Annotated in this window: 24 protein-coding genes; 9 read left to right on the top strand and 15 right to left on the bottom strand. The window is 63.2% G+C overall.

Features of this window, described 5'->3' with window-relative positions:
* Positions 1-78: 78 nt before the first annotated feature.
* The 8 genes from QTL98_RS21700 to uxaC form a co-directional block, all read right to left on the bottom strand.
* On the bottom strand, positions 79-423 hold the full coding sequence (locus QTL98_RS21700; protein WP_445682234.1) for a cupin domain-containing protein: 345 nt from the start codon (positions 421-423) through the stop codon (positions 79-81).
* Between the two features lie 32 nt (positions 424-455).
* Positions 456-1217 (bottom strand): 2-dehydro-3-deoxy-D-gluconate 5-dehydrogenase KduD, encoded by a 762-nt coding sequence (gene kduD, locus QTL98_RS21695; RefSeq protein ID WP_445682233.1) that lies wholly within the window; start codon positions 1215-1217, stop codon positions 456-458.
* The gene (gene kduI, locus QTL98_RS21690) at positions 1217-2074 is read right to left on the bottom strand and encodes a 5-dehydro-4-deoxy-D-glucuronate isomerase (protein WP_445682232.1); all 858 of its coding nucleotides are present in this window, start codon (positions 2072-2074) and stop codon (positions 1217-1219) included. Before kduI ends, kduD begins: the two co-directional genes overlap by 1 nt.
* A gap of 58 nt (positions 2075-2132) precedes the next feature.
* Positions 2133-2888 (bottom strand): FadR/GntR family transcriptional regulator, encoded by a 756-nt coding sequence (locus QTL98_RS21685; RefSeq protein ID WP_445682906.1) that lies wholly within the window; start codon positions 2886-2888, stop codon positions 2133-2135.
* Positions 2889-2924: 36 nt separating this feature from the next.
* The gene (locus tag QTL98_RS21680; RefSeq protein ID WP_445682231.1) at positions 2925-4205 is read right to left on the bottom strand and encodes a TRAP transporter large permease; all 1281 of its coding nucleotides are present in this window, start codon (positions 4203-4205) and stop codon (positions 2925-2927) included.
* Positions 4206-4213: 8 nt separating this feature from the next.
* A complete protein-coding gene (locus QTL98_RS21675; protein WP_445682230.1) occupies positions 4214-4801 on the bottom strand; it encodes a TRAP transporter small permease in 588 nt (195 codons plus the stop codon).
* Positions 4802-4874: 73 nt separating this feature from the next.
* On the bottom strand, positions 4875-5813 hold the full coding sequence (locus QTL98_RS21670) for a TRAP transporter substrate-binding protein (RefSeq protein ID WP_445682905.1): 939 nt from the start codon (positions 5811-5813) through the stop codon (positions 4875-4877).
* 78 nt (positions 5814-5891) lie between these two features.
* Positions 5892-7301 carry a glucuronate isomerase gene (gene uxaC, locus QTL98_RS21665; protein ID WP_445682229.1) on the bottom strand — a complete coding sequence of 470 codons (1410 nt, stop codon included), beginning with the start codon at positions 7299-7301 and terminating at the stop codon, positions 5892-5894.
* Between the two features lie 518 nt (positions 7302-7819).
* On the opposite strand from uxaC, the gene QTL98_RS21660 reads away from it, so the two are divergent.
* The 5 genes from QTL98_RS21660 (at position 7820) to QTL98_RS21640 (ending at position 11768) form a co-directional block, all read left to right on the top strand.
* A complete protein-coding gene (locus QTL98_RS21660; protein ID WP_445682228.1) occupies positions 7820-9070 on the top strand; it encodes a DUF1479 domain-containing protein in 1251 nt (416 codons plus the stop codon).
* A 382-nt stretch (positions 9071-9452) separates the two neighbouring features.
* A complete protein-coding gene (locus tag QTL98_RS21655; RefSeq protein WP_445682227.1) occupies positions 9453-9620 on the top strand; it encodes a hypothetical protein in 168 nt (55 codons plus the stop codon).
* A gap of 108 nt (positions 9621-9728) precedes the next feature.
* On the top strand, positions 9729-10565 hold the full coding sequence (locus QTL98_RS21650) for a hypothetical protein (RefSeq protein ID WP_445682226.1): 837 nt from the start codon (positions 9729-9731) through the stop codon (positions 10563-10565).
* A complete protein-coding gene (locus QTL98_RS21645) occupies positions 10565-11404 on the top strand; it encodes a sulfotransferase domain-containing protein (RefSeq protein ID WP_445682225.1) in 840 nt (279 codons plus the stop codon). The genes QTL98_RS21650 and QTL98_RS21645 overlap by 1 nt, the downstream gene beginning before the upstream one ends.
* 67 nt (positions 11405-11471) lie before the next feature.
* On the top strand, positions 11472-11768 hold the full coding sequence (locus QTL98_RS21640; RefSeq protein WP_445682224.1) for a PqqD family peptide modification chaperone: 297 nt from the start codon (positions 11472-11474) through the stop codon (positions 11766-11768).
* Between the two features lie 82 nt (positions 11769-11850).
* Here QTL98_RS21640 and QTL98_RS21635 read toward each other — a convergent pair whose 3' ends face one another.
* From QTL98_RS21635 to QTL98_RS21615, 5 genes are all read right to left on the bottom strand, one after another.
* A complete protein-coding gene (locus QTL98_RS21635; RefSeq protein ID WP_445682223.1) occupies positions 11851-13644 on the bottom strand; it encodes an asparagine synthase-related protein in 1794 nt (597 codons plus the stop codon).
* A gap of 68 nt (positions 13645-13712) precedes the next feature.
* A complete protein-coding gene (locus QTL98_RS21630; RefSeq protein ID WP_445682891.1) occupies positions 13713-14852 on the bottom strand; it encodes a sugar-transfer associated ATP-grasp domain-containing protein in 1140 nt (379 codons plus the stop codon).
* Between the two features lie 92 nt (positions 14853-14944).
* On the bottom strand, positions 14945-15796 hold the full coding sequence (locus QTL98_RS21625; RefSeq protein ID WP_445682890.1) for a hypothetical protein: 852 nt from the start codon (positions 15794-15796) through the stop codon (positions 14945-14947).
* A 4-nt stretch (positions 15797-15800) separates the two neighbouring features.
* Positions 15801-16439 (bottom strand): 2OG-Fe(II) oxygenase, encoded by a 639-nt coding sequence (locus QTL98_RS21620; RefSeq protein ID WP_445682889.1) that lies wholly within the window; start codon positions 16437-16439, stop codon positions 15801-15803.
* A gap of 395 nt (positions 16440-16834) precedes the next feature.
* On the bottom strand, positions 16835-17239 hold the full coding sequence (locus tag QTL98_RS21615) for a tautomerase family protein (protein WP_445682888.1): 405 nt from the start codon (positions 17237-17239) through the stop codon (positions 16835-16837).
* Between the two features lie 101 nt (positions 17240-17340).
* Between QTL98_RS21615 and QTL98_RS21610 the strand changes: the two genes are divergently transcribed.
* The gene (locus QTL98_RS21610; RefSeq protein WP_445682887.1) at positions 17341-18249 is read left to right on the top strand and encodes a LysR substrate-binding domain-containing protein; all 909 of its coding nucleotides are present in this window, start codon (positions 17341-17343) and stop codon (positions 18247-18249) included.
* 127 nt (positions 18250-18376) lie between these two features.
* A complete protein-coding gene (locus QTL98_RS21605) occupies positions 18377-18649 on the top strand; it encodes a hypothetical protein (protein WP_445682886.1) in 273 nt (90 codons plus the stop codon).
* A gap of 6 nt (positions 18650-18655) precedes the next feature.
* Here the strand turns inward: QTL98_RS21605 and QTL98_RS21600 are convergent, their stop codons facing one another.
* The gene (locus QTL98_RS21600; protein ID WP_445682885.1) at positions 18656-19543 is read right to left on the bottom strand and encodes a DMT family transporter; all 888 of its coding nucleotides are present in this window, start codon (positions 19541-19543) and stop codon (positions 18656-18658) included.
* A gap of 253 nt (positions 19544-19796) precedes the next feature.
* Positions 19797-20330: a hypothetical protein gene (locus QTL98_RS21595; RefSeq protein ID WP_445682884.1), complete on the bottom strand. Its 534-nt coding sequence runs from the start codon at positions 20328-20330 to the stop codon at positions 19797-19799.
* A gap of 362 nt (positions 20331-20692) precedes the next feature.
* Here QTL98_RS21595 and QTL98_RS21590 point away from each other — a divergent pair, with 362 nt between their 5' ends.
* Together QTL98_RS21590 and QTL98_RS21585 are read left to right on the top strand one after the other, a co-directional pair.
* Positions 20693-21730 carry a LacI family DNA-binding transcriptional regulator gene (locus QTL98_RS21590; RefSeq protein WP_445682883.1) on the top strand — a complete coding sequence of 346 codons (1038 nt, stop codon included), beginning with the start codon at positions 20693-20695 and terminating at the stop codon, positions 21728-21730.
* 13 nt (positions 21731-21743) lie between these two features.
* Positions 21744-23345, top strand: a complete 1602-nt coding sequence (locus QTL98_RS21585; protein ID WP_445682904.1) for an FAD-dependent oxidoreductase — start codon at positions 21744-21746, stop codon at positions 23343-23345.
* The last annotated feature ends 24 nt before the right edge of the window (positions 23346-23369 follow it).

Below are 23369 nucleotides of genomic sequence, written 5' to 3'. Positions count from 1 at the left end.
AGCAGCCAGTCTCATTCAAATACAAAAACAGCCGCCTGCTCATCACCATGAGCAGGCGGCTGTTTTGACCTTACGTACTCACAGAAAATCCTGCCGGATCGGCGTGAAGCAGTCGATCAGGCGGCCGGGCTCGAGCGCCACGACGCCATGCTCGAGGCCCGACGGCACGATGAAGCTGCCTCCGGCCTTGATGACCTCTTTCTTGCCGTCAATGGTGACCTCGAAGCTGCCTTCGGCCACATAGCTCGACTGCACATGCGGGTGGGAGTGCAGATAACCGATGGCGCCCTTTTCAAAGGCGAACTCCACCTGCATCAACCCCTCGGTATAAACCAGCACGCGCCGGCGGTTGCCGGGCGCGACCTCGATCCAGCCATCATCGGTCGGCGGGGCGAACAAGGTGGTTTCTGCCGCAGTGGTCATGGATTTGCCCTCCTTTGTCGTGTCGCCGCGCCTCAGCGCGCCAGCCAACCGCCATCCACCGGGATCACGGCGCCATGCATATAGTCCGAGGCCGGTGCCAGCAGGTAAACGGCACTGTCGCCGATATCCTGCGGGCGGCCCCAGCGCCCGGCCGGGATGCGCGCCAGAATGGACGCGCTGCGGTCGGGGTCGGCGCGCAGCGCCTCGGTATTGTTGGTCTCGATATAACCCGGGGCAATGGCGTTGACGTTGATGCCCTTGGCGGCCCACTCGTTGGCAAGCAGGCGGGTGATACCCAGCACGCCATGTTTGGAGGCCGTATAGGAAGCAACGCGAATGCCGCCCTGGAAACTCAGCATCGAGGCGATGTTGACGATCTTGCCATGATGGCCCGGTAGCGCCAGCACCTTGCGGCCGAAGGTCTGGCACAGGAAGAACATGGATTTGAGGTTGATATCCATCACCTCGTCCCAGTCTTCCTCGCTGAAATCCACGGCATCGTTGCGACGGATGATGCCGGCATTGTTGACGAGCCCGTCAACCGGACCGGCGGCAAACGCCTCCTCCAGCATGGCCTGTGCAGCCTTGGCTTGGGAGAGATCGCAACTCATCGCGGTAAAACCGTTGCCATGAGCCTCGACGGCTTCCTTCGTCCCCTCCATGGAGGAACGGCCGACGGCAATGACGTGGCCGCCCGCCCGGGCGATGGAAATGGCAATGCCCTGCCCGATGCCGGTATTGGCGCCGGTCACCACGATCCGGCGACCGGCAAGGCTGAAGGGGGAAGAGGCCATCAGCGCAGATCCCCCATCTCGACCTTGTCGACATCGGTGTAGTCGACATTGTCGCCGGCCATCGCCCAGATGAAAGTGTAGTTGGCGGTGCCGGCGCCGGAATGGATGGACCAGCCCGGAGAGAGGATGGCTTCCTCGTTGCGGATCACCAGATGGCGCGTCTCGTTGGGTTCGCCCATGAAGTGGAAGACCCGCGCGCTCTCGGCGAGGTTGAAATAGAGATAGGCCTCGGAGCGGCGGTCATGGATGTGGCACGGCATGGTGTTCCACACCGAGCCCGGCGCCAGCGTCGTCATGCCGACAACCAGCTGGCAGGTCTGCGCCCCTTCCGGATGGATGAACTGGAAGATCGAGCGCTCGTTGGAAGTTTCCTGCGAGCCGAGATCAAGCCTCTTGGCATCGCCGATGCGAATGAGCTTGGTCGGGAAAGTCGCATGCGCCGGGGCGCTCACCAGATAGAACTTTGCCGGGCTGGTGGCATCGGCGGAGGCGAAAGAAACCTTCTTCGTACCGAGCCCGACATAGAGCATGTCGCGATGATCGACGCTGTGCTTCGTGCCATCGGTGGTGATGGAGCCGGCGCCGCCGACATTGACGGCGATCAGTTCGCGCCGGTCGAGGAAATTGGCCGTACCGGTCGGCTTGATCGCTTCCAGATCGAGCGCCAGCGAGCCCGGCGTCGCGCCGCCGATGATCATGCGGTCATAATGCGCATAGGTCAGACGAATGCGCCCGACCTCGAACAGGCCGCCGACATGGAAATTGCTGCGCAGCTCGTCGGTGCCCATGCGGGCGGCGCTTGCGGGGTCGATGGCCCACCGGCATTCGTAATCGGTATGGGTGGTGGTCTCGGTCATCTGAACCTCGTTCATCTTCTCGGGCTTAAGGGACAAATCGGGGAAGGGCCGGCGGCAATCAGCCGCGTTTGGAGGCTTCTAGCTCCCGGGCGTAATAGGCCTGCCGTTTCTGCAGGTTTTCGCGATAGCGCTCCTGGCTGCGGGTCAGGTGCACACGCATGGCATCGCGGGCGGCATCGGCATCGGCTGCGGAAATGGCGTCCAGAATGGCCAGATGTTCGCGCTGCAAGCCGATCTGATAATCGATCGACAGTGCCGTTTCAGTTGCCCAGGGCGAGGTCACGTCGCAGGGGATGGCGCGGGCGCCGAGCACGTCGAGCACCTCGACATAAAAGGGATTGCCCGTCGCGGTGGCGATGGCGCGGTGAAAGGCGAGATCCGCCGGACCGGTCGGCTCGGCCTTGCGCAGCAGCTTTTCGAACTCGAAGAAGGCTTCCTGGATCGCCGCTTCCTGCGAGGCGCTACGGCGAAGGGCGGCAAGGCCGGCACTCTCCACCTCCATGGCAAGCCGTACTTCCAACACGTTGAGGGCAATGCTGTCGCTGTTTCCCATGTCGGCGGCGATACCGCCGATGGAGGTGGTGAGGTTGGCGGTAACGAACACGCCGGCCCCCTGCCGGGCCTCGACCATCCCGTCGGCGGCGAGGGCGGCAATCGCCTCGCGCACCACGGTACGGCTGACGCCGAAGGTCGCCGACAGCTGGTTTTCCGTCGGCAGCTTCTGGCCGCGCCTGAGCTCTCCCGCCGCAAGCTGCTGCCGGAGCGCGCTGATCACGCGGTCCGACAGCTTGGGCTTGCGCGCGCTGCGCATCATGGTGGGATCAACGAGCGACACGAGGGGCCGGGCTCCTTAGTGGAAGAGGCTTGGCAGCCAGAGCGAGACCGCCGGCACGTAGGTCACGATACCAAGCGCCACGATGGCTGCGCCATACATCGGCCAGATCGTTCGCATGGCTTGCCAGATGGATATCCTGGCAAGCGCACAGCCGACGAACAGCACGGCACCCACAGGCGGCGTGCAGAGACCGATACCGAGATTTAGGATGAGGATGACGCCGAAATGCACCGGGTCGATGCCGTAGGCCTGTACCACCGGCAGGAAGATCGGCGTGGTGATGATGATGAGCGGCGACATATCCATGAAAGTGCCGAGCACCAGCAGCATCACATTGATCAGCAGCAGGATGACGTAAGGATTGTCGGAGACCGATTGCAGGAAGGTGACCAGGGCAGCCGGCACGCGCAGATAGGCGAGCAGCCAGCCGAAGGTGGCCGAGCAGCCGATGACCATCAGCACCATGGCGGTGGTGCGCACCGCACCCTGCGTCGCCTCGACGAAATCCTTGAAACTCATCGAGCGATAGACGACGAGCGTGACGAGAAACGCGTAGACGATGGCGATGCAGGAGCTTTCGGTCGCGGTGAAGACACCGGAACGCACGCCGCCAAAGATGATGCCGATGAGGATGAGGCCAGGAATGGCACTGAACAGCAGCGTCAGCAGCATGCGCCCGCCGGGGAACGGCTCTGTCGGGTAACCGCGGCGCGAGGCCACAATGTAGGCCGTGACCATCAGGCTGATCGCCAGCAGGAAGCCCGGAATGACGCCTGCGGTGAAGAGGTCGGCAATCGAAATGCGCCCGCCCGCCGAGATCGAATAGATGATCATGTTGTGCGAGGGCGGGATCATCAGCGCGATGATGGCGCCGATGGAAGTGACGTTGACCGCATAGTCGACGTCATAGCCACGCGCCTTCATCTGCGGGATCATCAGGCCGCCGACAGCCGAGGCATCGGCCACGGCCGAGCCGGAGATGCCACCAAACATGGTGGAAGCCGCGATATTCACCTGTCCGAGGCCACCCTTGAAGTGGCCGACCAGCGCGCCTGCCAGCGCGACTAGGCGTGCGGCGATGCCGCCGCGCACCATCAGGTCACCGGCGAAGATGAAGAAGGGAATAGCCATCAGCGAAAAGACGCTGACGCCGGAGTTGAGGCGCTGGAACACCACGATGGGCGGCAGCCCCATATAAAGCACGGTCGCGAAGCTGGCGACGCCGAGACAGAAGGCGATGGGAGTGCCGATCAGCAGCAGTGCCACGAACACGCCGAAGAGAATGATAAGGGTCATTTTTTCACTCAGGCTCCGACAGCGGTGCTGCGCGCGGAAGTGGCCGTGTCGTGGCCGGTACCTTCCGCCTCGATGAGGTGCTCGGTGGTCTGCTCGGGGCTTTCATCGACCGGCAGGCCGGCAAGGCGCCCAACCATGCGTTCAAGCGTGAAGAGCACGACAAGAACGCCTCCCCCGATCACGGGGAAGAATGCAAGGCCGCCGGGCCATTTTAGCGCCGGCATGACGGTGTTCCAGGTCAGCAACGACAGCTTCGTGCCGTAGATAATCATGCCGATGCCGAAGGCGAACACGACAAGGTCGGAAATGGTGCGGAAAATCTGCTTGGCGCCCGGCGGCATGAAATAGAGCAGCACGTCGAAGCCGAGATGGGTGCGCTCGCGCACACCAACCGCCGCGCCGAGGAAGATAAACCAGCCCATCAGCAGGACGGAGGAGGCTTCGGTCCAGCTCGGGGAGTCATTCAGAACGAAGCGGGAGAACACCTGCCAGGCAATGATGACAGTCATCAGCACAAGCCCGGCCCCGCTGATCCACAGGGCAAGTGTGCTCAGGCGCCGGAGCCACCGGTCCGCCCACACGATAAACTCACTCACTTCTTTCCCTCCCCAGGGAAGGCGGCACGGGGGTCCGTCCCCCGCGCCGCACAACAGCAGTTTTTGCGGGTTGTTACTGGGTCGCCTGGATGTCGGCGATCAGTTTCTTGAGAGCCGGTGTGGTTGCGTACTTCTCATAGACCGGCTTCATGGCATCGATGAACGGCTTCTTGTCGATGTCGGAGACCACCTGGACGCCGGCATCCTCGACGATCTTCTTGGACTTGGCTTCCGCCGCTTCCCACAGCTCGCGCATCTTGCCGACACTGTCCTTGGCGGCCTGGCGGATGGCGGCATGATCGTCATCCGAAAGCTTGTCCCAGACGATCTTCGACATCACCAGCACTTCCGGCACGCTCTGGTGCTGGTCGAGGGTGTAGTACTTGGCCACTTCATAATGCTTGGAGCTCTCGAAGCTCGGCCAGTTGTTCTCGGCGCCGTCGATAACGCCGGTCTGCAGGGCGGAGTAGACTTCGCCGTAGGGCATCGGCGTGGCGTTGGCGCCGAGAGCGTTCACCATGTCGACGAACACGTCGGACTGGATAACGCGGAACTTCATGCCCTTGAGGTCCTCGATTGACTTGATCGGCTTGATGCGGTTGTAGAAAGAACGCGAACCGCTGTCATAGAAAGCCAGGCCGACGAGGCCATGCGGCTCGAAAGCCTTGAGGATGCTCTCGCCGATCGGGCCATCCATCACATGATGCATGTGCTCGGTCGAGCGGAAGATGTAAGGCAGCGACGGAATGGCCGTCTCCGGCACGATGCCGTTGAACGGGCCCATGGATACGCGGTTGAGGTCAAGCACACCGGCCTGGGTTTGCTCGATGGTGTCCTTCTCCTCACCCAGCTGGGCGGAGTGATAGACATCGATGGAGAGATGACCCTTGGTGCGTTCCTTGAGCAGCTCGCCCATATATTTCACCGCCTCGACAGTCGGGTAACCGTCGGGATGGGTGTCAGACGAGCGCAGCACGATGTTGTCGGCGGCCGCAGCAGCACCGGCCACCATGCTGGCAGCCACGAAAGCGGCGACAGCAAACCCTTTATTCTGAAACATTCATTTCCTCCCGTTTTTTGTTCTGGGTTTTCAGAGTTTGTAGGCCCGCTTCGCGAGGCCGTACGCCAGGTCATGCGCCAGCTCGAGCGCCTCGTCGTGGTCGAGGCGATGCTCGGCCACAAGGCGCGCGAGGAAGGCGCAATCTACCCGCCGCGCCACATCATGGCGCGCCGGTATCGAAGGGAAGGCACGGGTATCGTCGTTGAAGCCGACGGTGTTGTAGAACCCGGCCGTTTCCGTGGTCATTTCGCGGAAGCGGCGCATGCCTTCGGGACTATCGTGGAACCACCATGCCGGGCCGAGCTTGAGGGCCGGATAGACGCCGGCCAGCGGCGCCAGTTCACGGGCATAGCTGGTTTCATCAAGGGTAAAGACGATGACGGTGAGGCCGGCCTCCAGCCCGACACAGTCGAGCATCGGCTTCAGTGCCTTCACATAGTCGGTGCGCGTCGGGATATCGAAGCCTTTATCGCGGCCAAAGCGCTCCAGCATCGGGGCGGAGTGGTTGCGCGACGACCCCGGATGGATCTGGAAGACGAGGCCGTCATCAAGGCTCATCTTGGCCATTTCCGTCAGCATCTGAGCGCGGAAGAGATTGTGGTCCGCCGCGCTGCCCTTGCCCGAGCGCACCTTGTCGAACAGGGCCGCTGCTTCACTGCCCGAAAGGTTCGCGGTCTCTGCCGTGGCATGGCCATGGTCGGTCGAGGTGGCGCCAAAGCTCTTGAAATAGTCCCGGCGCTTGCGGTGAGCGTCGAGATAGCCCTTCCAGCTGCCAGTATCGCAGCCGGTAATGCTGCCAAGCTCGTCGAGATTGGCGCCGAAACCTTCAAAATCCGGATCAACAACAGCATCCGGGCGGTAGGCTGTGATCACCTTGCCCTTCCAGCCGCTCTCCTTGATCTGGCGGTGCCATTTGAGATCGTCGAGTGCGCCTTCGGTCGTCGCCAGCGCTTCAAGGCCAAAACGCTCGTAGAGAGCCCGCGGACGGAAGCCCTCGCTCGCCAGCAGGCCGGCGATGTGGTCGTAAATCCTGTCAGCATTCTTCGGCGTCAGCCGTTCGGAAAGGCCGAACAGGGTTTCCATCGTGTGGTCGAACCACATGCGGGTCGGCGTGCCGCGGAAGAGGTAATAATTCTCGGCGAACAGACGCCAGATCTTGCGGCCATCGGTCTCCACCGGGCCGCCATCGCGGCGCGGCACACCCAGATCTTCCAGCTTCACGCCCTGCGAGAACAGCATGCGGAAAATGTAATGATCCGGCACGATCAGCAGCGAGGCCGGATCGGCGAACTTCTCGTTCTCGGCGAACCAGCGCGGATCGGTGTGCCCGTGCGGGCTGACGATCGGCAGGTCCGAGACGGCGGCATAAAGCTCGCGAGCAATGGAACGGGTATTGGAATCCGCCGGCAGAAGCCGGTCAGGATGAATGAGCGTTTCCATGTGATCCCTAAAAACGGAGGGTACCTGTTTTTTATTGAGATGGGACACTAAGGCATGATCAGGGAATGTCAACATACGAAAAAACAAGATTTGTATGATGACGTTCATCTCATCAAAAACAGGCGTGGACACTAGTATGGTAGCAGAATAGCGAGCTGATTCTCCTGCAAAAACTTTGTGTATTCCGCCGGCCATCGCAGCTGTCTCGCCATAAGGGCGTCCCGCCCTGCCACCAAATGACGCACCCGCCCGACCACATCGCGGCGATTTTTTATGGTGACTCCGCCGCCCCTGACCGGTGGCGGCGCGGCAACGGAGGCGACTGTTTTCCGGGATGCCGCGCCAGCGACGAAACCGGCGCAGGGACGGTCCGGACGCTCAGAAGATTGCTTGCCCGGCGAAAGCCATCGGCTTTCGCCTGCCGGCGGTGATAGGCTTGCCGGCGGACGCAGGTCCGGCGAGTGCTGCCATCAAAAGAGCAGCGCCGCTTTCCGACGGGATATCGAGGAAACGACGCCATGAGCCTCATCGTGAAGGACCTCCCGGCCGCCATCCGGGATGCCAAGAAGCGCCTGCGTGCAGGGCTGCCGGACCTGGCCGGACGCTTTGCCGGGATGGAAGAGCACTTCCGCAGCGAAGTGGCGCAGATCGTCGCCGCCCGCGAAGCCGGGCAGCCGGTGATCCCGGAAATCGCCTATAGCGATATCGCCGCCGGGCGCATTACCCCGGCCGAGGAGGCGCTGATACGGCGTCGCGGCGCGGCCGTGGTGCGCGGCGTCTACTCGAAGGAGCAGGCCGGCTGCTGGAATGAGGAGATCGGCGAGTATCTGACCCGCAACCGCTACGGCGAGCAGAAGGTTGACCCTGATCTCGACAAATATTTCAGCAAGCTGAAGGCCGGCCGGCCGCAGATTTTTGGCATCTACTGGTCAAAACCGCAGATGCAGGCACGGCAGGGTGAGGAACTGGCGCGCACCCGCGCTTTCCTCAACGGGCTCTGGCACCATCAGGGGCCGGGCGGGCAGAGCTATTTCATCCCCGACCGTGAATGCACCTATGCTGACCGCATCCGGCGGCGTGAACCGGGCGATGCCACACTCGGCCTTTCCCCGCACATGGATGGCGGCTCCGTCGAGCGCTGGATCGACGAGGGGTATCGGCAGGTCTACCGCCATGTCTTTTCGGGCGACTGGCGGGACTATGATCCGTTCGATGCCGCCTGGCGCACGGAGACATCCGAAATTCCCTCCCCCGCCGTGTGCAGCATGTTCCGCACCTATCAGGGCTGGACGGCGCTGACGGCGCAGGGGCCGGGCGACGGCACGCTCCAGCTGCTACCCATCGCGAACGCCATCGCCTACATGCTGCTGCGCCCGCTGCTCAGCGACGTGCCGGAAGAAAGCCTGTGCGGTGCCGAACCCGGCCGCGCCCTTTCCGCCAATGCCGAATGGCACAGCCTGCTGCTGCCGGCCCTTACCCCCATCCCGCGGGTAGAGCCCGGTGACACGGTGTGGTGGCACAGCGACGTGGTGCATGCCGTCGAAGACCGGCATGACGGCAAGGGCTACAGCAATGTCATCTATATCGGCGCGGCGCCCTGGTGCGGAAAGAATGCCGCCTATCTGGAAAAACAGCGCCCGCATTTCCTGCAAGGCCAAAGCGCGCCGGACTTTGCCGCGGAGAACTACGAGATCGGTTTTGACGGTCGCGCGCGGGAAGCCGACCTGACGCCGCTCGGGCGCAAGCAGATGGGGTTTGAGGCCTGGTAAGGTTGACCCTTTTCTCCCTTTGCCCGGCAAAAAAACAGAACCGTCGCGAACCGGCGCTGATCCAGCCGGCCGCGCTGCCTGGTCTGCACGATGACGAAAACCCGGACGTTCAGGCCAGAGGCTGAATAACGGGAAAGCCATATTCCGGCCTGTGTGCGGTGTGGCCCCTCCATCTTTAAGGAAGGTTCCGCCGCAACCAGGCTGGAATCGCATGGAAGAGGCAGCACTGGGCATCCTCAAGAAGGGTAACGAGCGCTGTAGCTGAGTTGGCCGTAGCGTCGCCGCGATCTCTTGTTGCGCATAAGCACTTATCAGTACAGCCAGGTCTTGCTATAGTTACTGTATATGTCTGGAATAAGCCTACCGGATCGAGATGCAAGACATGAACCCGACAAACAGCGACGAACAGCCCGACGCCGAGAAGGCAGGCTACAAACCTGCGATGAAGGTCTGGAACAAGCCCTTGATCCGCGACCAGAGCATCCGCAGCCTGACCGAGGGCAAAGCCTTCGCCAATCCGACCGAAGCTTCACCGGCCACCGGTTCCTGACATCTTCCAGATTGCGGTCCGGTGTATTATTCGATCTGTGGCCTGTCGGTCGCTGCCACCTTGAACCTGCCGGGCGGGCTCGCGGTTCCTCCCGTGCCGGACCCAGACGTGAGTGTGAGCATCGGGGAAATTCCTGATGACCCGAACACGCCAGACTACGTGGGAACGGCCTGGCGGCTGGTCGGACGGCGTTTCTATCTCGAAGTGCCCGGCGTTGTCCGGCTGATGGTCCATGACGGACGGGAAATCGTAGCCCAGCCCTTGAGCGCCGTCACCGAGACTGACATCGCCCCCTTCATTCTGTCGACTGGCTTTGCCGCCATCCTGCATCAGCGCCGGTTGCTGGCGCTGCATGCCGCCACGGTGGCCTGGAAAGGCCAGGCCATTACCCTGTGCGGGCCAACAGGAGCGGGAAAATCGACCCTGTCGGCTGCTTTGTGTCAGGCTGGCGCCGATTTTGTGGGCGACGATATCGCCGCCATCCGCACCGATGGCCCCGATGGTACTCCTGTGGTCTGGCCGGACGGACGCCAGCACCGGTTATGGGCCGATGCCATCGAGCATCTGACCCTGGCCGAGCGGCAAGGAGCGCCCATTCGTAGCCACATGCGCAAGTTCCATGTTGCTCCGTCGTCGCCCGTGGAACGCGCAGGGGACGCGTGCCCCCTGGCAGCCGTGATCCTGCTGCGAACACGGGAGAACACGCTCCCGCCGGGCCCGCCCGGAATTGAGCGCCTTGCATTGGCGGATGCCGCCTCCCTGCTGCGGAGGGAAGTCTATCGCCCCTCCCTTGCCCGCTGCATGGGCCACGACCCGCTGCTGTTCCTCCAGATCGCGGCGCTGCTGGACCGGGTACCCGTCTTCCGGCTGGAACGCACACGCGGTCTGGAACATCTGGACGCCAGCGCTACCCTGGTTCTGGATGCGATGACGAGGGCCGGGTAATGTCCGGGCCGGTCTGGCTGGTCTCCTATCCCAAATCGGGAAACACCTGGCTGCGCCTGCTACTGGCCAATCTGCTGTGCCGTCGGTCGGATCCGCAAGATATCAACGATATCGGCCTGGCCACGCTTAGCCTGGTGACCAGGCAGGTGGCCGAAGAGCTGACCCTGGTCGACACTTTTCTGCTCACTAGGGACGAATGCGACAGGATACGCCCGGCCCTGATGGAGGAAGCCTGGCGGGAAGCGGCCGATCTCGACGTCTTCATCAAGCTGCACGAGGCTTATTGCCATCTTGCCAATGGCAGCCCTGTCTTGGGGCGCCCCGCCCGCGCGGCAGTCTACATCCTTCGGGACCCCCGCGATGTTGCCGTGTCCCTGGCCTTCCATACCGGCCTGCCGATCGGAAGGGTCGTCGAGCAGATGCTGTCTGGCAGTACGCGCATGGGCGGGAACAAACCGCACCATGAACAGCTTTCCCAGCCGCTTCTGGACTGGAGCAGCCATGTGCGCAGCTGGACCGCACAGCGTGACGTACCGGTACATGTGCTGCGCTACGAGGACCTGCGCGCCGATACGGCGGGCTTCTTTGGCCGCGCCGCCACTTTTCTGGGACTGGAAGCGACACCGGATGAACTGGCGCGGGCCGTCCGCCAATCCGATTTCAGCGAGCTGCAACGCCAGGAGACGGAGAAGGGTTTTCGCGAGCGCCGGCTGGAATCGACGGCGCCTTTCTTCCGCGCCGGCCGGGTCGGCAGCTGGCGCGATGCCCTGACCCCTGACCAGGCATCCGCCATTGAAGCTGCGCATGGTGCGGTGATGGCTGAGTTCGGGTATCTGTGAACAACCGGGAAAAATGCAGGACGTCACTCCCGGCAATCAAATGGGCCGCCACAGGAAGGAACCGGCTATGAATGAAGGTGCAAGGTCCGATCTGGTGCACCGCACCGGCGAGGTGCTTACCGCTGCTGTCGGTGAGGAGTTGCTTATGATGAGTGTGGCGGCGGGCAAATATTTCAACCTCAACGATGTCGGTAGCCGCATCTGGGAATTGCTGGCCCAGCCGGTGAGCGTGGAGGGGCTGGTGGCAAGCCTGACCGCCGAGTATGCGGTGGATGCGGATCAAGCCCGGGCCGAAGTGCAGGAATTTCTGTCGGCGCTGCGCGAGCGTGGCCTGCTTGCCCCGTCCGGCGCACCGACGGCATAGGTTTGCAGATTAAAGTCCGCGCGAACGCCGCTTCCAACGCCAAGAATTCAATTTGCCGACCTGTGGCTCACGGTGATCCCTGTCACCCGTGCTGTTCCAGATAAGCCATGACCCGGAACGCCCGCATGAGGCTGCCGGCCCGTTCCACGGCGGGCCAGTCCCCTTGGCCGGTCTCGATGGTGCGGGCCAGGATATCCGCCGAAGGCAAGTCAGCCAGCCACGCCGCCACGGCATCCAGATCGAACAGGCCGGCAATGACTTCCCGTTCCCGCAAAGCCGCCAGCCGTCTGGCAAGCAGCGGACGCTGCGCCGCTACATGGACCGGATCCTCGGCCATCAGGTCGACTTTCGTCGGTTTCCAGCGCAGTTCTTCGGGCAGCACACCTTCCATGGCGTCGCGGAATACCCGGCGCGACCAGCCCCCGCTCACGAAAAGCCAGCTGGGCAGCGACAGGGCAAACTCCACCAGCCGGCGATCCAGCATCGGGAACCCGGCAGCCATGCCGTAGCGGGCTCCCAGCAAGGCCCATTGCTCCACCCGCCGGGTCAGGCCATGGCCTGTCAGCAGTGAGTGGCGCATCCGCCGGGCTTCAAGGGGCTTTACTGGCTGGGACAGGACACGTCCGGCGACCGCCTCCGCACGCATCAGACCCGCCGCCAGAACGGCTATGCCCGGAGAAGAGGACGGCCGCCCCGCAAGACGGCGTGCGACTGTACGAACAGTCTCGGGGAGCAGCAGGGGCGCGAGGCCGCCCAGTGCCGGGCGGATTGCCCCGGCGGCGCGCAGCTCCGCCGCCAGATAAAGCCAGTGTCCTCTCAGCAGGGCCTCCATCAGGACACCGCCCCCCCTGTAGCTTGCTCCTTCGTCCCCGCCCCAGCCCGATAGCAGCATGGAAGCTCCCCGGGCCGCCGCATCGGCAAAAACACGGCTCTCACGATGGGAAGCATCCAGCGGAAAAAGCTGGTCCGGATCCATCTCCGGCAGCACAAAGGCAGCCGGATCGCCGATCTGCACCGGCTGCCAGTTAACATCCGGCTCCTGCTGCAGCACGGGCGCGATATAGGGTCCATTTCCCCCGAAGCGATAGGAACTGAAGGGGCCGGGGCTGTGGGAATAGGCCAGAACTTCGCGGCCTGCCGGGCACAGGGCGCGTGCCGCCACAATCGTGATGGCGCTGGAATCCATCCCGCCGCTGAGATGGGCGGCGACGGGCCCCGCCGCGGGCAGGCGCCGCCGCACGGCCTGTTGGGTCAGCCACGACAGCTCGGCCGCGGCATCCCGGGGGCCAATGCGCCGCGACCCGGCCATGGCGGAATCCGGGCGCCAGTGAACGCCTGAGTGGATTCTGGCGCCCGGCGCCAGCCTCAACCAGCCACCGGGGGGCAACCGCTCCACCCTTTTGAACAGTGACCGTTCCGGCCCGTCGAACTGGAACAGCAGTTCACTTACCAGATAATCCGGATCGACCGATCGCTTGATCAGGCCGGTGGCAAATAACCCGCGTGGCAGCGAGGCAAAGACGAACAGATCATCCGGGCGATGGGCGAAGAAGAAGGGCCGCACGCCAAAACCGTCACGGGCACAGAGGAGGGTTCGATCCCGCCTGTTCCAGGCAGCAAAGGCGAAGTCGCCCGCCAGCCGCCTCAGCCCGCTCTCCCCCGCCTCTGTCAGCAGGGTGGCCAGTCCGGCCTCATTCCGCGCCTGATCGGGTTCGTCCAGCCGGATGTCCGCGGCCAGTACCAGATCGTCTCCGCCTGGCGCAGAACCTTCCTCTGCCGTGCCGGAAGTAAAATCCAGGGTTAGCAGGGCGACGGGCCCCTCGACATGAGAGACGATCCGGGGGGGCGATCCGGGTCCGCTCGCGGAAGGGGTCATGGCCGCCGCCATGGCAAGAAGTCGGCTCGCCTCGGCCGGCCTTCCGTCCAGATGCAGGAACCCGCCGATCAGCCGCACGGGGCGTGCCCCTCAAGATGATCAAGGGCGATGCCCGGTAGGGCCGTAAGGCCCAGCGGGATGCCCTCCCCCAGTTGATGGTTGAGCCCGCCCCAGCCGGCATTGGTTTCAATCAGCAGCGCCCCCTGTGCGGTGAGAGCGACGTCCCAGCCCAGAAAGACGAAGCGGGAGAACTCCGGCACCTCGCCATGGGCACGAACAACGAGATTCAGAGCCTCCGGCCAGAAGGGAACCTTTACCCCCACAAGATTTGCCCCGGTGTCGGGATGCTGCGTAACCGGATGGAGCCCCCACAGATGGGGGGAAAGAATGTCACCCGCCGCCCCTACTCCCGCGAATATCTGCTGCTCCCCCCAACCGCCACAGGGAAACTGGGCCAGGGCATCGACCACGACCACATGGCCTGCTCGATCGATCCCGGTAATCACACGGAAAACCGCCAGCGAACCATCCGACAACGCCTCCAGGGAGGGGTGGTTACCCAGGCAGGGCTGGATGATGCAACTGTGCCGGCGCCATTGCTCCACCAGCTCCGAAAGGCTGCACAGGTCGCCCTGCCAGGCATGGCGATAGGCATCCCCTTCCCGTACCCAGCGGGCCGCGCCCGATCCCTGATAGCCGGCCAGATCCTTGACCCAGATATCAGGGGCGCCTGGCAGGAAGGGCATTGATGGTATGGACTGGGACTCCTCCTGGAATACGGCGAGGGTGGGAATGCAGGGCAGGCCCCGGGTGTGGCAAAGGTCGGCAAACCGGGCCTTGTCCTGCACATCACCTTCGACCGCACCATTCAGCCGGTTCAGGAGGGAGGTCAACAGCTGGACCTCTTGCCCATAGAAGGAGGCTCCGATCCGGAAGCGTCGGTGCGGAACATGCAAACGGTAGGCGACATAACTGCGAGGCGGCACATTGTCGACCAGGGCCAGCGCCAGCATATGGCCGGCACGCAATGCCCAGCCCATCAACCGCGCGGGTCGATCCGCCTCCGGCGTCCGGCGCAGGTAACGCCCGGTCTCCCACACCGCGCCGACAGGCCAGGCCAGCATCATGGCCGCCCTCAACAACCCTCGCCGCCAGGGAGGCTGGTGGGCGAACAGAGCCCGCCGTGCCAGATGGCGCAAACGGCGCATCGGCCGGCGTCCCGGCCACGGCATGAAGGGGAAGCCCCCCTTGAGCAGCCGTTCCCAGGCCTCGCCGCCGCCAGGCCATCGCCGGCTGCCGGTCAATCCAGCGGCCCCTCGAAACCGGCATCCACGTAATGAACCAGCAGCGTCCAGCACGTCTCGTCCGCCGCCAGCGCCTTGCGGCCATGGGGCAGGTCACGGCCGCGGAACAGGATGCCGCCGCGCAGGCTCTGGTAACAATCGACGGGCTCCGCGCCGGGCCGTGCATGGACCTGGATGGCCCAGGGGGAGATCCCGTCAGCCGGAAGGGGCTGATGGTCGATCAGCAGGGACAGGGTGTATTCGCACTGCTCACGGTCCCGATGGACCGGCAATGAGGCGCCTTCGCGGTAGAGGGAAGCAAAGCTGTAGCTGGGCATGACGGGTACGTCCACCAGCGCCTCCACCGCCGGCAGCAGGGCACGCTGCACTACCCTGCCTGCCGGGTCATTGTGCAGTTGCCAGCGGTCTATGCCGTCCGTGGTCAACCAGGCGGAGCCGCTTTGCACCTGCTCCCGATAATAGGCGGCCAGGATATCGGCGATGGTCGGCGTCAGGCAGTCCTGGAGCAGGGCAAATCCGTCGGCGGCGAAGGCGGCGGGAGAGGCCGTGAAGCGCGGCGGCGCGAAGGGGGCAGCCTTCTCTGGCGGCAGGATGATAAGGCCACTGCTCCAGAGCGCCAGGCCGATATCGGGCGAAAGCCCGTCCAGTACATCTTCCCGGCCAGCTGCCAGGTCGAGCACCGCCGCAAAGGCAGCGTCCTCGGTCCGGTCGAATACGGTCTCGCTGAAGCCCTTCAGTACCGAATAGGCGCTGACGACGATCTGCCGGGGCCCATCCGCGTCGCTCGCCACCATCCGGACATCGGTTGCAGGATTGCGGATGAAGGCGGTGGGAACAGCTATGGTCATAGGGTCAAGCCCCCCGCCGGCTTCGGTACCAGCAACTGAGGGCGAAGCGGCTGTCGGCGAAGGAGCCGGAAGGGCAGGAGACCTGCCTCACCTCGTGGGGAACCCAGGACGGGAACAGCACGAGTGTGTCCAGATCGGGCGGGATGTCGATAAAGCGGCGTTCCCCATCTGCGGCCGGGGCTATGGCGTGCAGCCGCAGATCACCGCCGCTGAAGGCCTTGGGCTGGCGGTGGAAGTAGTAAACACCAGTCAGCACCCTGTCGGAACGGTGGGCGTCGGGCTGCGCCGTGAAGGTATCGATATGTTCGCTGTAGAAGGCCCCCTCATTATGCGCGACCAGTTCCAGCTCCAGACGGTCCAGGCGGAAGGGAGAAAGGCGCAGCAGGCGGATCGCCTCGTCCAGAACAGCGGTAAAACAAGCTTCCAGTTCCTGGCGCAGCCCGCCGAAATCACGCAGCAGCAGCGAGGAGCGGATGACCGGATTTACCACCCCCGCAGTGCCGCTGCCGACCTTGGTCGGCACGAACATCCTTTCTTGCGTCAATGCCAGTTCCAGCAACCGCTCCACCATGGCAGGCCCCATAAGCCCGGCTATGCGATGACAGGGCGGCAGGTCCTCGAACGCATGCATGGCAGCAGTCATTTTTATAACGTTCCGTTCAACCAGGAGGCGGGGCGACCCCGCAAGAGCCATGGTAGCGCCCCTTTTTACCAATTCACACACGGCCGGATGCCATGCAAGAAAGAGAGTGTCGCAAAACTCGATCGACAGCTTTCGGATTTCCCTTGCCGACTGCCCCCGGGGCTCCCCTGGTCGTCGATGAAGTGCCGTTGAACAGGCTGGCGAAGACGAAGCGTCAAAACGACCCCTCGCACCTCGTTCGCTGTCCCTTCATTATGACGGTAACAAAAGCCGCCGGAAGTGGGGCGAGTATCCGGGTCGGTTACTGGCGAGCGACCCGACAAAAAAGCCCACCTGTTTGCAGGTGGGCTTTTTGTTGTCTCCGCCTTTAATCGGGCGGCAAGGATAGCACGCGCCTAATCCTGCCCGCGCTGCTGCTGGAGAGCCATGGCAAAGACGCCATTGCCGACGCTCCAGTCTGAATAGTCATTTTCGTGGATGACGATGAAGACATCCTTTGGCGAGATCCCGGCCCCGTTTTCGAGGTTTGTGACAATCTGGGCGTAAAGGGCCCGCTTCATGGCGTCGCTGCGCCCGCGCCGCATGGTGATTTCAACCATCACCAGCCGTTCGGATCGGGCAATCCCATTGAAACTGCGCGAGTAGAAATAATCCTCTGGATCGTAGGGAGAGATGAAATTGAATAATTCATCTTCCGGCATTCCGATGGCCGTAACCAGCGCCTGATGAATACCCTCCACAATATGTTTGCGGGTGGCTTGATCCGTATCGCTGCGGACGTTTGTTCTGACGATGGGCATGTCTCAATTCCTAGATAGCGCTGCAACCAGGCCTTTCGATGCCAGTTGCCGGCCACCGGTTCAAATGAGAACATCGCTGCTTCATTGTCAGGAAAACTCACATGCAGCGCCGCCGGCAGATCCTGCCTCTCAATGCCCTTCGCGCTTTCGAAGCGGCCGCCCGGCTTGGCCGCGCCACGGCAGCCGCGCAGGAGCTTGGCGTAACGCACGGCGCCATCAGCCGGCAGATCGCTCATCTGGAGCAACTTCTGGGCGTCAGGCTTTTTGCCGGTACGCGCGGACAGCCGCGCCTGTCTGAAACCGGCCGCCAGCTCGCTGCCTGCCTGACGCCGGCTTTTGACCAGATCGAGGAAGCCGTCCGCCCATTCTATTCACGCGACGACGGCCTGCTGCAGGTGGCGAGCCTGAGTTCCTTTGCCGTGCGCTGGATCATTCCAAGGCTCCACCGGTTTTCGCAGCGTCACCCCGGCATCGACGTGCGGCTTGGAACGTCAGCCGATCGCCTCGATGAAAGGCGGGGCAGTTTCGATCTGGCGATCACAGTGCTTGAGGACGAAACATCGCTGCGTCCGGGGGACCGGCTGCTCTTCCAGGAAGAGCTTGGCCTTGTCATCGCCCCGGGCTTGCTGGCAGGGGATGGCGGCGTTCCGGATCCCCGGCTGCGCCGGCTTGTTGCCAGTACCCGGCCAGATGCCTGGGAAGAGTGGCATGCCGCCGCAGATACTGGTGCCGCCCGTCCAATGCCCGCCGGTGCCCCTGCGATGTTTGAGCATTATCACTTCGCGCTGCAGGCCGCCTTGTCAGGACTGGGCGCCTGCGTGGCGCCGCGCCACCTGGTTGCCGACGATATCGCGGCGGGCCGGCTTGAAGCCCCCTACCCTTTCCGCAAGACCCGTAACTGCTACGTGCTGCGCATAATGGATAGCCGGGACCGCAAGGCAGCCAAATTCGCGGCGTGGCTGGAAGAGGAATTGCGGGAAAGTGCCCTCATGCCAATAATCCCCGCCTGACCCGGTACGGTTCTTCCTTGATGGCAGACCTGTACCTTTTGCCCGTATCGGGGTTGTCAAATTTCCTTTCCCGGCATCATGGAAGACGGCATTACTGTGCCGCCATCAGCAAACGGGGACAGGTTTCATGCATACCATCATGGTTATGGGCGGCGGTTTCATCCTGCTGGGCGCCATGATGCTGGTTGCCCGCTGGCTGACGAAGGGACAGAAACCTAGCGCCGGCACCCTTACGTTCCTGCCCGTCTGGCTGGCCTGTACCCTCGTCAATCTCTGGGTAGGGGTGACGAAAGCCGGCTATCCGTTGGCCGAGGAAGCCGTCATTGCCCTCGTCGTTTTTGCCGTACCGGCGGCTCTTGCCCTTGGCATGCGCGGCCTGATGCGGGCCGAGGCCCGCTGAAAAGTCTCATGGCCGGTTGCGCAGCAGGTAGGAGCGCGTGGGGAAACTGCCGCGCTGCTCCTCGCGCAGGAAGGTAAAAAGTCCGGAGGCCAGCACCAGGCCCATGCCGGCCAGCGCCCAGCCATCGGGAATTTCGCCGAAGAAGACGGCCCCCAGCAGAATGGCCCAGACGATCTGCGCATATTGCGTCGGCGCCACCCGGTTGGCCGGGGCGAACTGGGTCGCCCACAAGAGGCACACATTGCCGACGCCGCCCAGCAGGCCGCTGAGCACCAGGAAAAACCAGCCGGACGCCGACGGCATCTGGAAGTCGAACAGCATCGCCGCGCCAGCCACCACGACCGTCGCCATGTTGGCGCTGGCGAACATCGCCGTCTTGCGCTCCCGCCCGCCCAGCACACGCAGCACGATGATGGTGCCAGCCGCACACAGCGCAGCCCCCACGGCAGCAAAATGACCCGGCAGCAGCTCGCGCACGCCCGGGCGCACCACCATCAGCACGCCGGCAAGGCCGATGAAGATGGCCAGCCAGCGCCGCCAGCCCACCAGTTCCTTGAGCAGCAGGATGGACAGCAGCGTGACGAAAAGCGGCATCAAGAACAGCAGCGAATAGGCCTCCGCCAGCGGCAGGGTGGTAAAGGCGACCATGCCCAGCAACGTGGCGATCACCCCCAGCCCGGCGCGCAGCAGCACGAGGCTCGGCCGGTTCATATGCAGGGCAATGCGCCAGCTTTCTCCCTTGTTGCGGATGAAGGGCAGCGTAGCAAGGCCAGCGATGGAGGTGATGCAGGAGATCTCGAACACCGAGATGTGCTGGCCGAGATGCTTTGAAATGGCGTCAGTGCCGGAAAAGAGAAAATAGGTAAGAAAACCGAGCGCGACGCCCTTGATCATTTCTGCAATTTCCTGCCCCGCGGGCCGGGAATGCGACCACGCTTGGATCGTTCTAAGCCGGATAGCAACGGGCGTTGAGAGCTATTTCGTGCTGCGCCGCAGCAATTATGCGGGACATTTGGCAACGTTGCAGGAAGCACACAGGGCAGCGTCTCTGCCGGGCGCCAAACGCCAGGTACAACAAAGAGGCCGCCCACAAAATGCGGGCGGCCAGCGGCGCTATCTCAAAAATATATGGCGCCGGAAAAGGTTGTTACTTCTGACAATTGATTACCGGCGCGTCGTTCTGAAACTGGCTGATACCGGAAACCACGAAACCAGTGGCAACAACCTCGGGCTGTGTCTGGGTGGACATCACGCCAGAGAAGTTGGCGCCGGCGTTGACGGCGGCACCGCTCGTCAGAGCGCAGGTCCACGGTGAATTGGGGTTGGGGCTCGTGGCTTTGCCCATGGTTGCGACATTGTAGCAATTACCGCCCGGCAAATTGAAGTTACCCATGCCAGACTTCCAGAAAGCACCGGCGCCCTTTCCATAGAAGTTATCGGCCGCGACGGCGATGGTCCCCGAAGTGTTGCTCATCGAATTGCCAACATTGGTGATAACCACACCAACTTCGGTCGCCAGCTGGGGCGTCAGAATTACAGTCGCGTCGGTATTGACGCAGAAAGCAAAGTCCTTTGCCGGCAAGGAGGTCAGATCCAGGGCACTCAAATCTGCCCGGGCCGCGCCTGCGGCCGCGAGAACGAACGAAAGGGAAAGAGCAAGAACGCTCAAAACCGACTTCATGGGACACTCCATTTTTCGTATCCCCCTTGAGGCCATGAAAGAGGGTAGATGGGGCGTCGTCATCAAAAAAGTGATTTTCCTATATTAAATACATCTCAAAGGAGTGATTTCATACCTCCGAACGGGGATGGGGTGCAGCCGGTAACTCCAAAGTTCGTTCGCGGCCCTGCCATTCCGCCCGGAAAGAAATGTCGCCGCGCCTGATTCTGCCTCCCTCAGTCCCGCGCCCGGACGCGTCCCGGCCCCGTTATTCAGCCGGGCCAACCTGTCCGATGCCACCTCTCCGCCGCTCTGGTTCCCGCTTGACAATAACATGTACCCTTCTGCTAATACGTATTAGCAAATAAGAAGGAGGCAGGGAGATGCCGGGCGCCGGCCCCAAGCGCTTGACGCAGAATGACATCGCGAAGCTTGCCGGCGTCAGCCAGGCAACCGTCTCGCTGGTGCTGAATGGCGCGCCGACGGCGCTGGCGCGTATTCCGCAGGAAACCCGCGAGCGCGTTGAACAGATCATCCGCGAGACGGGTTACGTCGCCGACCCCATCGCCCGCCGCATGGTCAAGGGCCTCAACCGGATCCTCGGCGTCTTTACCTACGAGCCCGCCTTTCCCAGCGCCCAGGCCGATTTCTTCGCACCCTTCCTGCTTGGCATCGAGGAAGAGGCACAGGTGCAGAATTACGACCTGCTGCTGCTCACCGGCGCCGGCGTCGACCGGGAGCGCAAAATCTTCGCCGATGGCAACCGGCTGCGTATCGCCGATGGCTGCCTCGTACTTGGCCGTGAATTCGATCGCGCCGAACTCGCAAGACTGGTTGCCGGCGATTATCCCTTTGTCGCTATCGGTCGCCGCGACGATGCGGGCGGCCCGGTGCCTTATGTCGGTGGCGACTACAAAAACGGCACGCGGGTGCTCGTCGAGCGAGCACGGCGCTTCGGACATTCCAGGCTCGCCTATATCGGTCCGCGCGGCCCGGCGGAATCGATCACTGACCGCTGGAGCGGCTTCACCGGTGCTCTGGGCGACGGGGTGGAACTCGTCCGCCATATCGCCGTGGAAGACCGTCCGGCCGGCGAAATCCTCGATGCCATTCTCTCCAGCGGGGCCACCGCAGCCTTTTTCGTCGAACTGGCGGATGCCGTGCGTGTGGAAGCGGTCGCCCGCATGAGGGGCCTTTCCATCCCCGGGGATTTCTCGGTTGTCGTGCTCGGCAGCCACATCCGCGCCGAGCGCAGCCACATGAAATTCACTGCCTTCGACATCCCCCGAGAGGAGATGGGCCGGCGGGCAACCGCCATGCTGGTGCGCCGCATCGAGAGTGCGGCGCCGGTCGAGCAAATCCTCCTCACATGTGAACCGGTCGAAGGCGAGAGCCTTGGGCCCCGCAAGGAAACGGACTGAAACCGTGAAAGAAATGCGAGCAGATATTCTGGTGGTGGGCGGCGGCCTCGGCGGCGTGGCGGCGGCACTTGGCGCCTGCCGGGCCGGCAAGAGCGTCATCCTGACCGAGGAGTTCGACTGGATCGGCGGCCAGCTGACCAGCCAGGCCGTTCCCTCCGATGAGCATAGCTGGGTCGAACAGTTCGGCATCACCCGCTCCTATCGCAAGCTGCGCAGCGGCATTCGCCAATATTACCGCGACCATTATCCGCTGACCGAAGGCGCCCGCGCCTGGGATGATCTCAATCCCGGTGCCGGCTGGGTCAGCCGCATCTGCGCAGAGCCGCGCGTCAGCCTTGCCGTCATCGAAGCCATGCTGATGCCCTATCGCGGCGCCGGCCGGCTGACGGTCCTGCAGCCCTATCTGCCGGTTGCCGCCGATGTTGAAGGTGACACGGTGCGTGCCGTCACCCTGCGCCAGCGCGATACCGGCAGGCAGGTAACGGTCACTGCCGATTACATCCTCGATGCGACCGAGCTTGGCGATCTCTTGCAAATGACCGGCGCCGACTACGTCAAGGGCTTCGAGGCGCAATCGGATACCGGGGAGCCGAGCGCACCGCCCGTGGCCCAGCCGGATAACGTCCAGGCCGTCTCCATCTGCTTTGCTGTCGACCATGTGGACGGTGACCAGACCATCGACAAACCGGAAAACTATGATTACTGGCGCCGGTATCAGCCCGAATTCTGGGGTGGGCCATTGCTCGGCTTTACCGCCCCGCACCCCCGCACGCTGGAATTCACCACCCGCTCCTTCACCCCCAATGTGGAGGATGATCCGCTGGCGGTGGATGCCGACCAGCGCAAGGGCGGCGGCGATGAAAATCTGTGGATTTTCCGCCGCATAGCGGCCCGCCGCAATTTCCGGCCGGATTTCTACGCCTCCGACATCTGCCTCGTGAACTGGCCGATGATCGATTACATGGACGGTTCCATCATCGATGTGTCCGAGGCCGAAAAAGCCCGGCACCTCAAGGCGGCAGCCGACCTTTCCTATTCGGTCTTCTACTGGCTGCAAACCGAGGCGCCGCGGCTCGACGGCGGACAGGGTTATCGCGGCCTTCGCCTGCGCGGGGATATCACCGGCACCGAGCACGGTCTGGCGATGGCGCCCTATATCCGCGAGAGCCGCCGCATCAAGCCGGTAACCCGCATCGTCGAGCAGGATCTCTCCTATGCCGTACGCGGCGCCAAGGGTGCGATGCACTATCGCGACAGTGTTGGCATCGGCATGTACCGCATCGACCTGCATCCCTCGACAGGCGGCGACAATTATATCGACGTGCCGTCCTGCCCGTTTGAAATCCCGCTCGGCGCCCTGCTGCCGCAGCGGATGAAGAACCTCATTCCGGCCGGCAAGAACATCGGCACCACCCACATCACCAACGGCTGTTATCGCCTTCACCCGGTCGAATGGAATGTCGGCGAGGTGGCCGGAATGCTGGCGGCCTACTGCCTTGAGAAGGGCCTCAGCCCCCATCAGGTGCAGGAAGAGGACGGTCCTCTTCACGACTTCCAGCGTGCCCTCGGGCGCGAGGGCATCGAAATCCGCTGGCCGGATGTAGCGGCCTATTAAGCAATCAGAAGAAAGGGAGGAACG

Source organism: Radicibacter daui (genome assembly GCA_030657355.1).
Classification (GTDB): domain Bacteria; phylum Pseudomonadota; class Alphaproteobacteria; order Radicibacterales; family Radicibacteraceae; genus Radicibacter; species Radicibacter daui.
This window is presented reverse-complemented; position numbering and strand designations above follow the sequence as displayed.

Bases quoted from the DNA above. Each gene is read 5' to 3' on its own strand.
- QTL98_RS21655 (WP_445682227.1), top strand. From the start codon at position 9,453: ATGAACCCGACAAACAGCGACGAACAGCCCGACGCCGAGAAGGCAGGC.
- QTL98_RS21605 (WP_445682886.1), top strand. From the start codon at position 18,377: ATGCATACCATCATGGTTATGGGCGGCGGTTTCATCCTGCTGGGCGCC.
- uxaC (WP_445682229.1), bottom strand. From the start codon at position 7,301: ATGGAAACGCTCATTCATCCTGACCGGCTTCTGCCGGCGGATTCCAAT.
- kduI (WP_445682232.1), bottom strand. From the start codon at position 2,074: ATGACCGAGACCACCACCCATACCGATTACGAATGCCGGTGGGCCATC.
- QTL98_RS21630 (WP_445682891.1), bottom strand. From the start codon at position 14,852: ATGCGCCGTTTGCGCCATCTGGCACGGCGGGCTCTGTTCGCCCACCAG.
- QTL98_RS21680 (WP_445682231.1), bottom strand. From the start codon at position 4,205: ATGACCCTTATCATTCTCTTCGGCGTGTTCGTGGCACTGCTGCTGATC.
- QTL98_RS21625 (WP_445682890.1), bottom strand. From the start codon at position 15,796: ATGACCATAGCTGTTCCCACCGCCTTCATCCGCAATCCTGCAACCGAT.
- QTL98_RS21615 (WP_445682888.1), bottom strand. From the start codon at position 17,239: ATGCCCATCGTCAGAACAAACGTCCGCAGCGATACGGATCAAGCCACC.
- QTL98_RS21640 (WP_445682224.1), top strand. From the start codon at position 11,472: ATGAATGAAGGTGCAAGGTCCGATCTGGTGCACCGCACCGGCGAGGTG.
- QTL98_RS21600 (WP_445682885.1), bottom strand. From the start codon at position 19,543: ATGATCAAGGGCGTCGCGCTCGGTTTTCTTACCTATTTTCTCTTTTCC.
- QTL98_RS21700 (WP_445682234.1), bottom strand. From the start codon at position 423: ATGACCACTGCGGCAGAAACCACCTTGTTCGCCCCGCCGACCGATGAT.
- QTL98_RS21660 (WP_445682228.1), top strand. From the start codon at position 7,820: ATGAGCCTCATCGTGAAGGACCTCCCGGCCGCCATCCGGGATGCCAAG.
- QTL98_RS21610 (WP_445682887.1), top strand. From the start codon at position 17,341: ATGCAGCGCCGCCGGCAGATCCTGCCTCTCAATGCCCTTCGCGCTTTC.
- QTL98_RS21620 (WP_445682889.1), bottom strand. From the start codon at position 16,439: ATGACTGCTGCCATGCATGCGTTCGAGGACCTGCCGCCCTGTCATCGC.
- QTL98_RS21670 (WP_445682905.1), bottom strand. From the start codon at position 5,813: ATGGTGGCCGGTGCTGCTGCGGCCGCCGACAACATCGTGCTGCGCTCG.
- QTL98_RS21585 (WP_445682904.1), top strand. From the start codon at position 21,744: ATGCGAGCAGATATTCTGGTGGTGGGCGGCGGCCTCGGCGGCGTGGCG.
- kduD (WP_445682233.1), bottom strand. From the start codon at position 1,217: ATGGCCTCTTCCCCCTTCAGCCTTGCCGGTCGCCGGATCGTGGTGACC.
- QTL98_RS21685 (WP_445682906.1), bottom strand. From the start codon at position 2,888: ATGATGCGCAGCGCGCGCAAGCCCAAGCTGTCGGACCGCGTGATCAGC.
- QTL98_RS21595 (WP_445682884.1), bottom strand. From the start codon at position 20,330: ATGAAGTCGGTTTTGAGCGTTCTTGCTCTTTCCCTTTCGTTCGTTCTC.
- QTL98_RS21590 (WP_445682883.1), top strand. From the start codon at position 20,693: ATGCCGGGCGCCGGCCCCAAGCGCTTGACGCAGAATGACATCGCGAAG.
- QTL98_RS21645 (WP_445682225.1), top strand. From the start codon at position 10,565: ATGTCCGGGCCGGTCTGGCTGGTCTCCTATCCCAAATCGGGAAACACC.
- QTL98_RS21635 (WP_445682223.1), bottom strand. From the start codon at position 13,644: ATGACCCCTTCCGCGAGCGGACCCGGATCGCCCCCCCGGATCGTCTCT.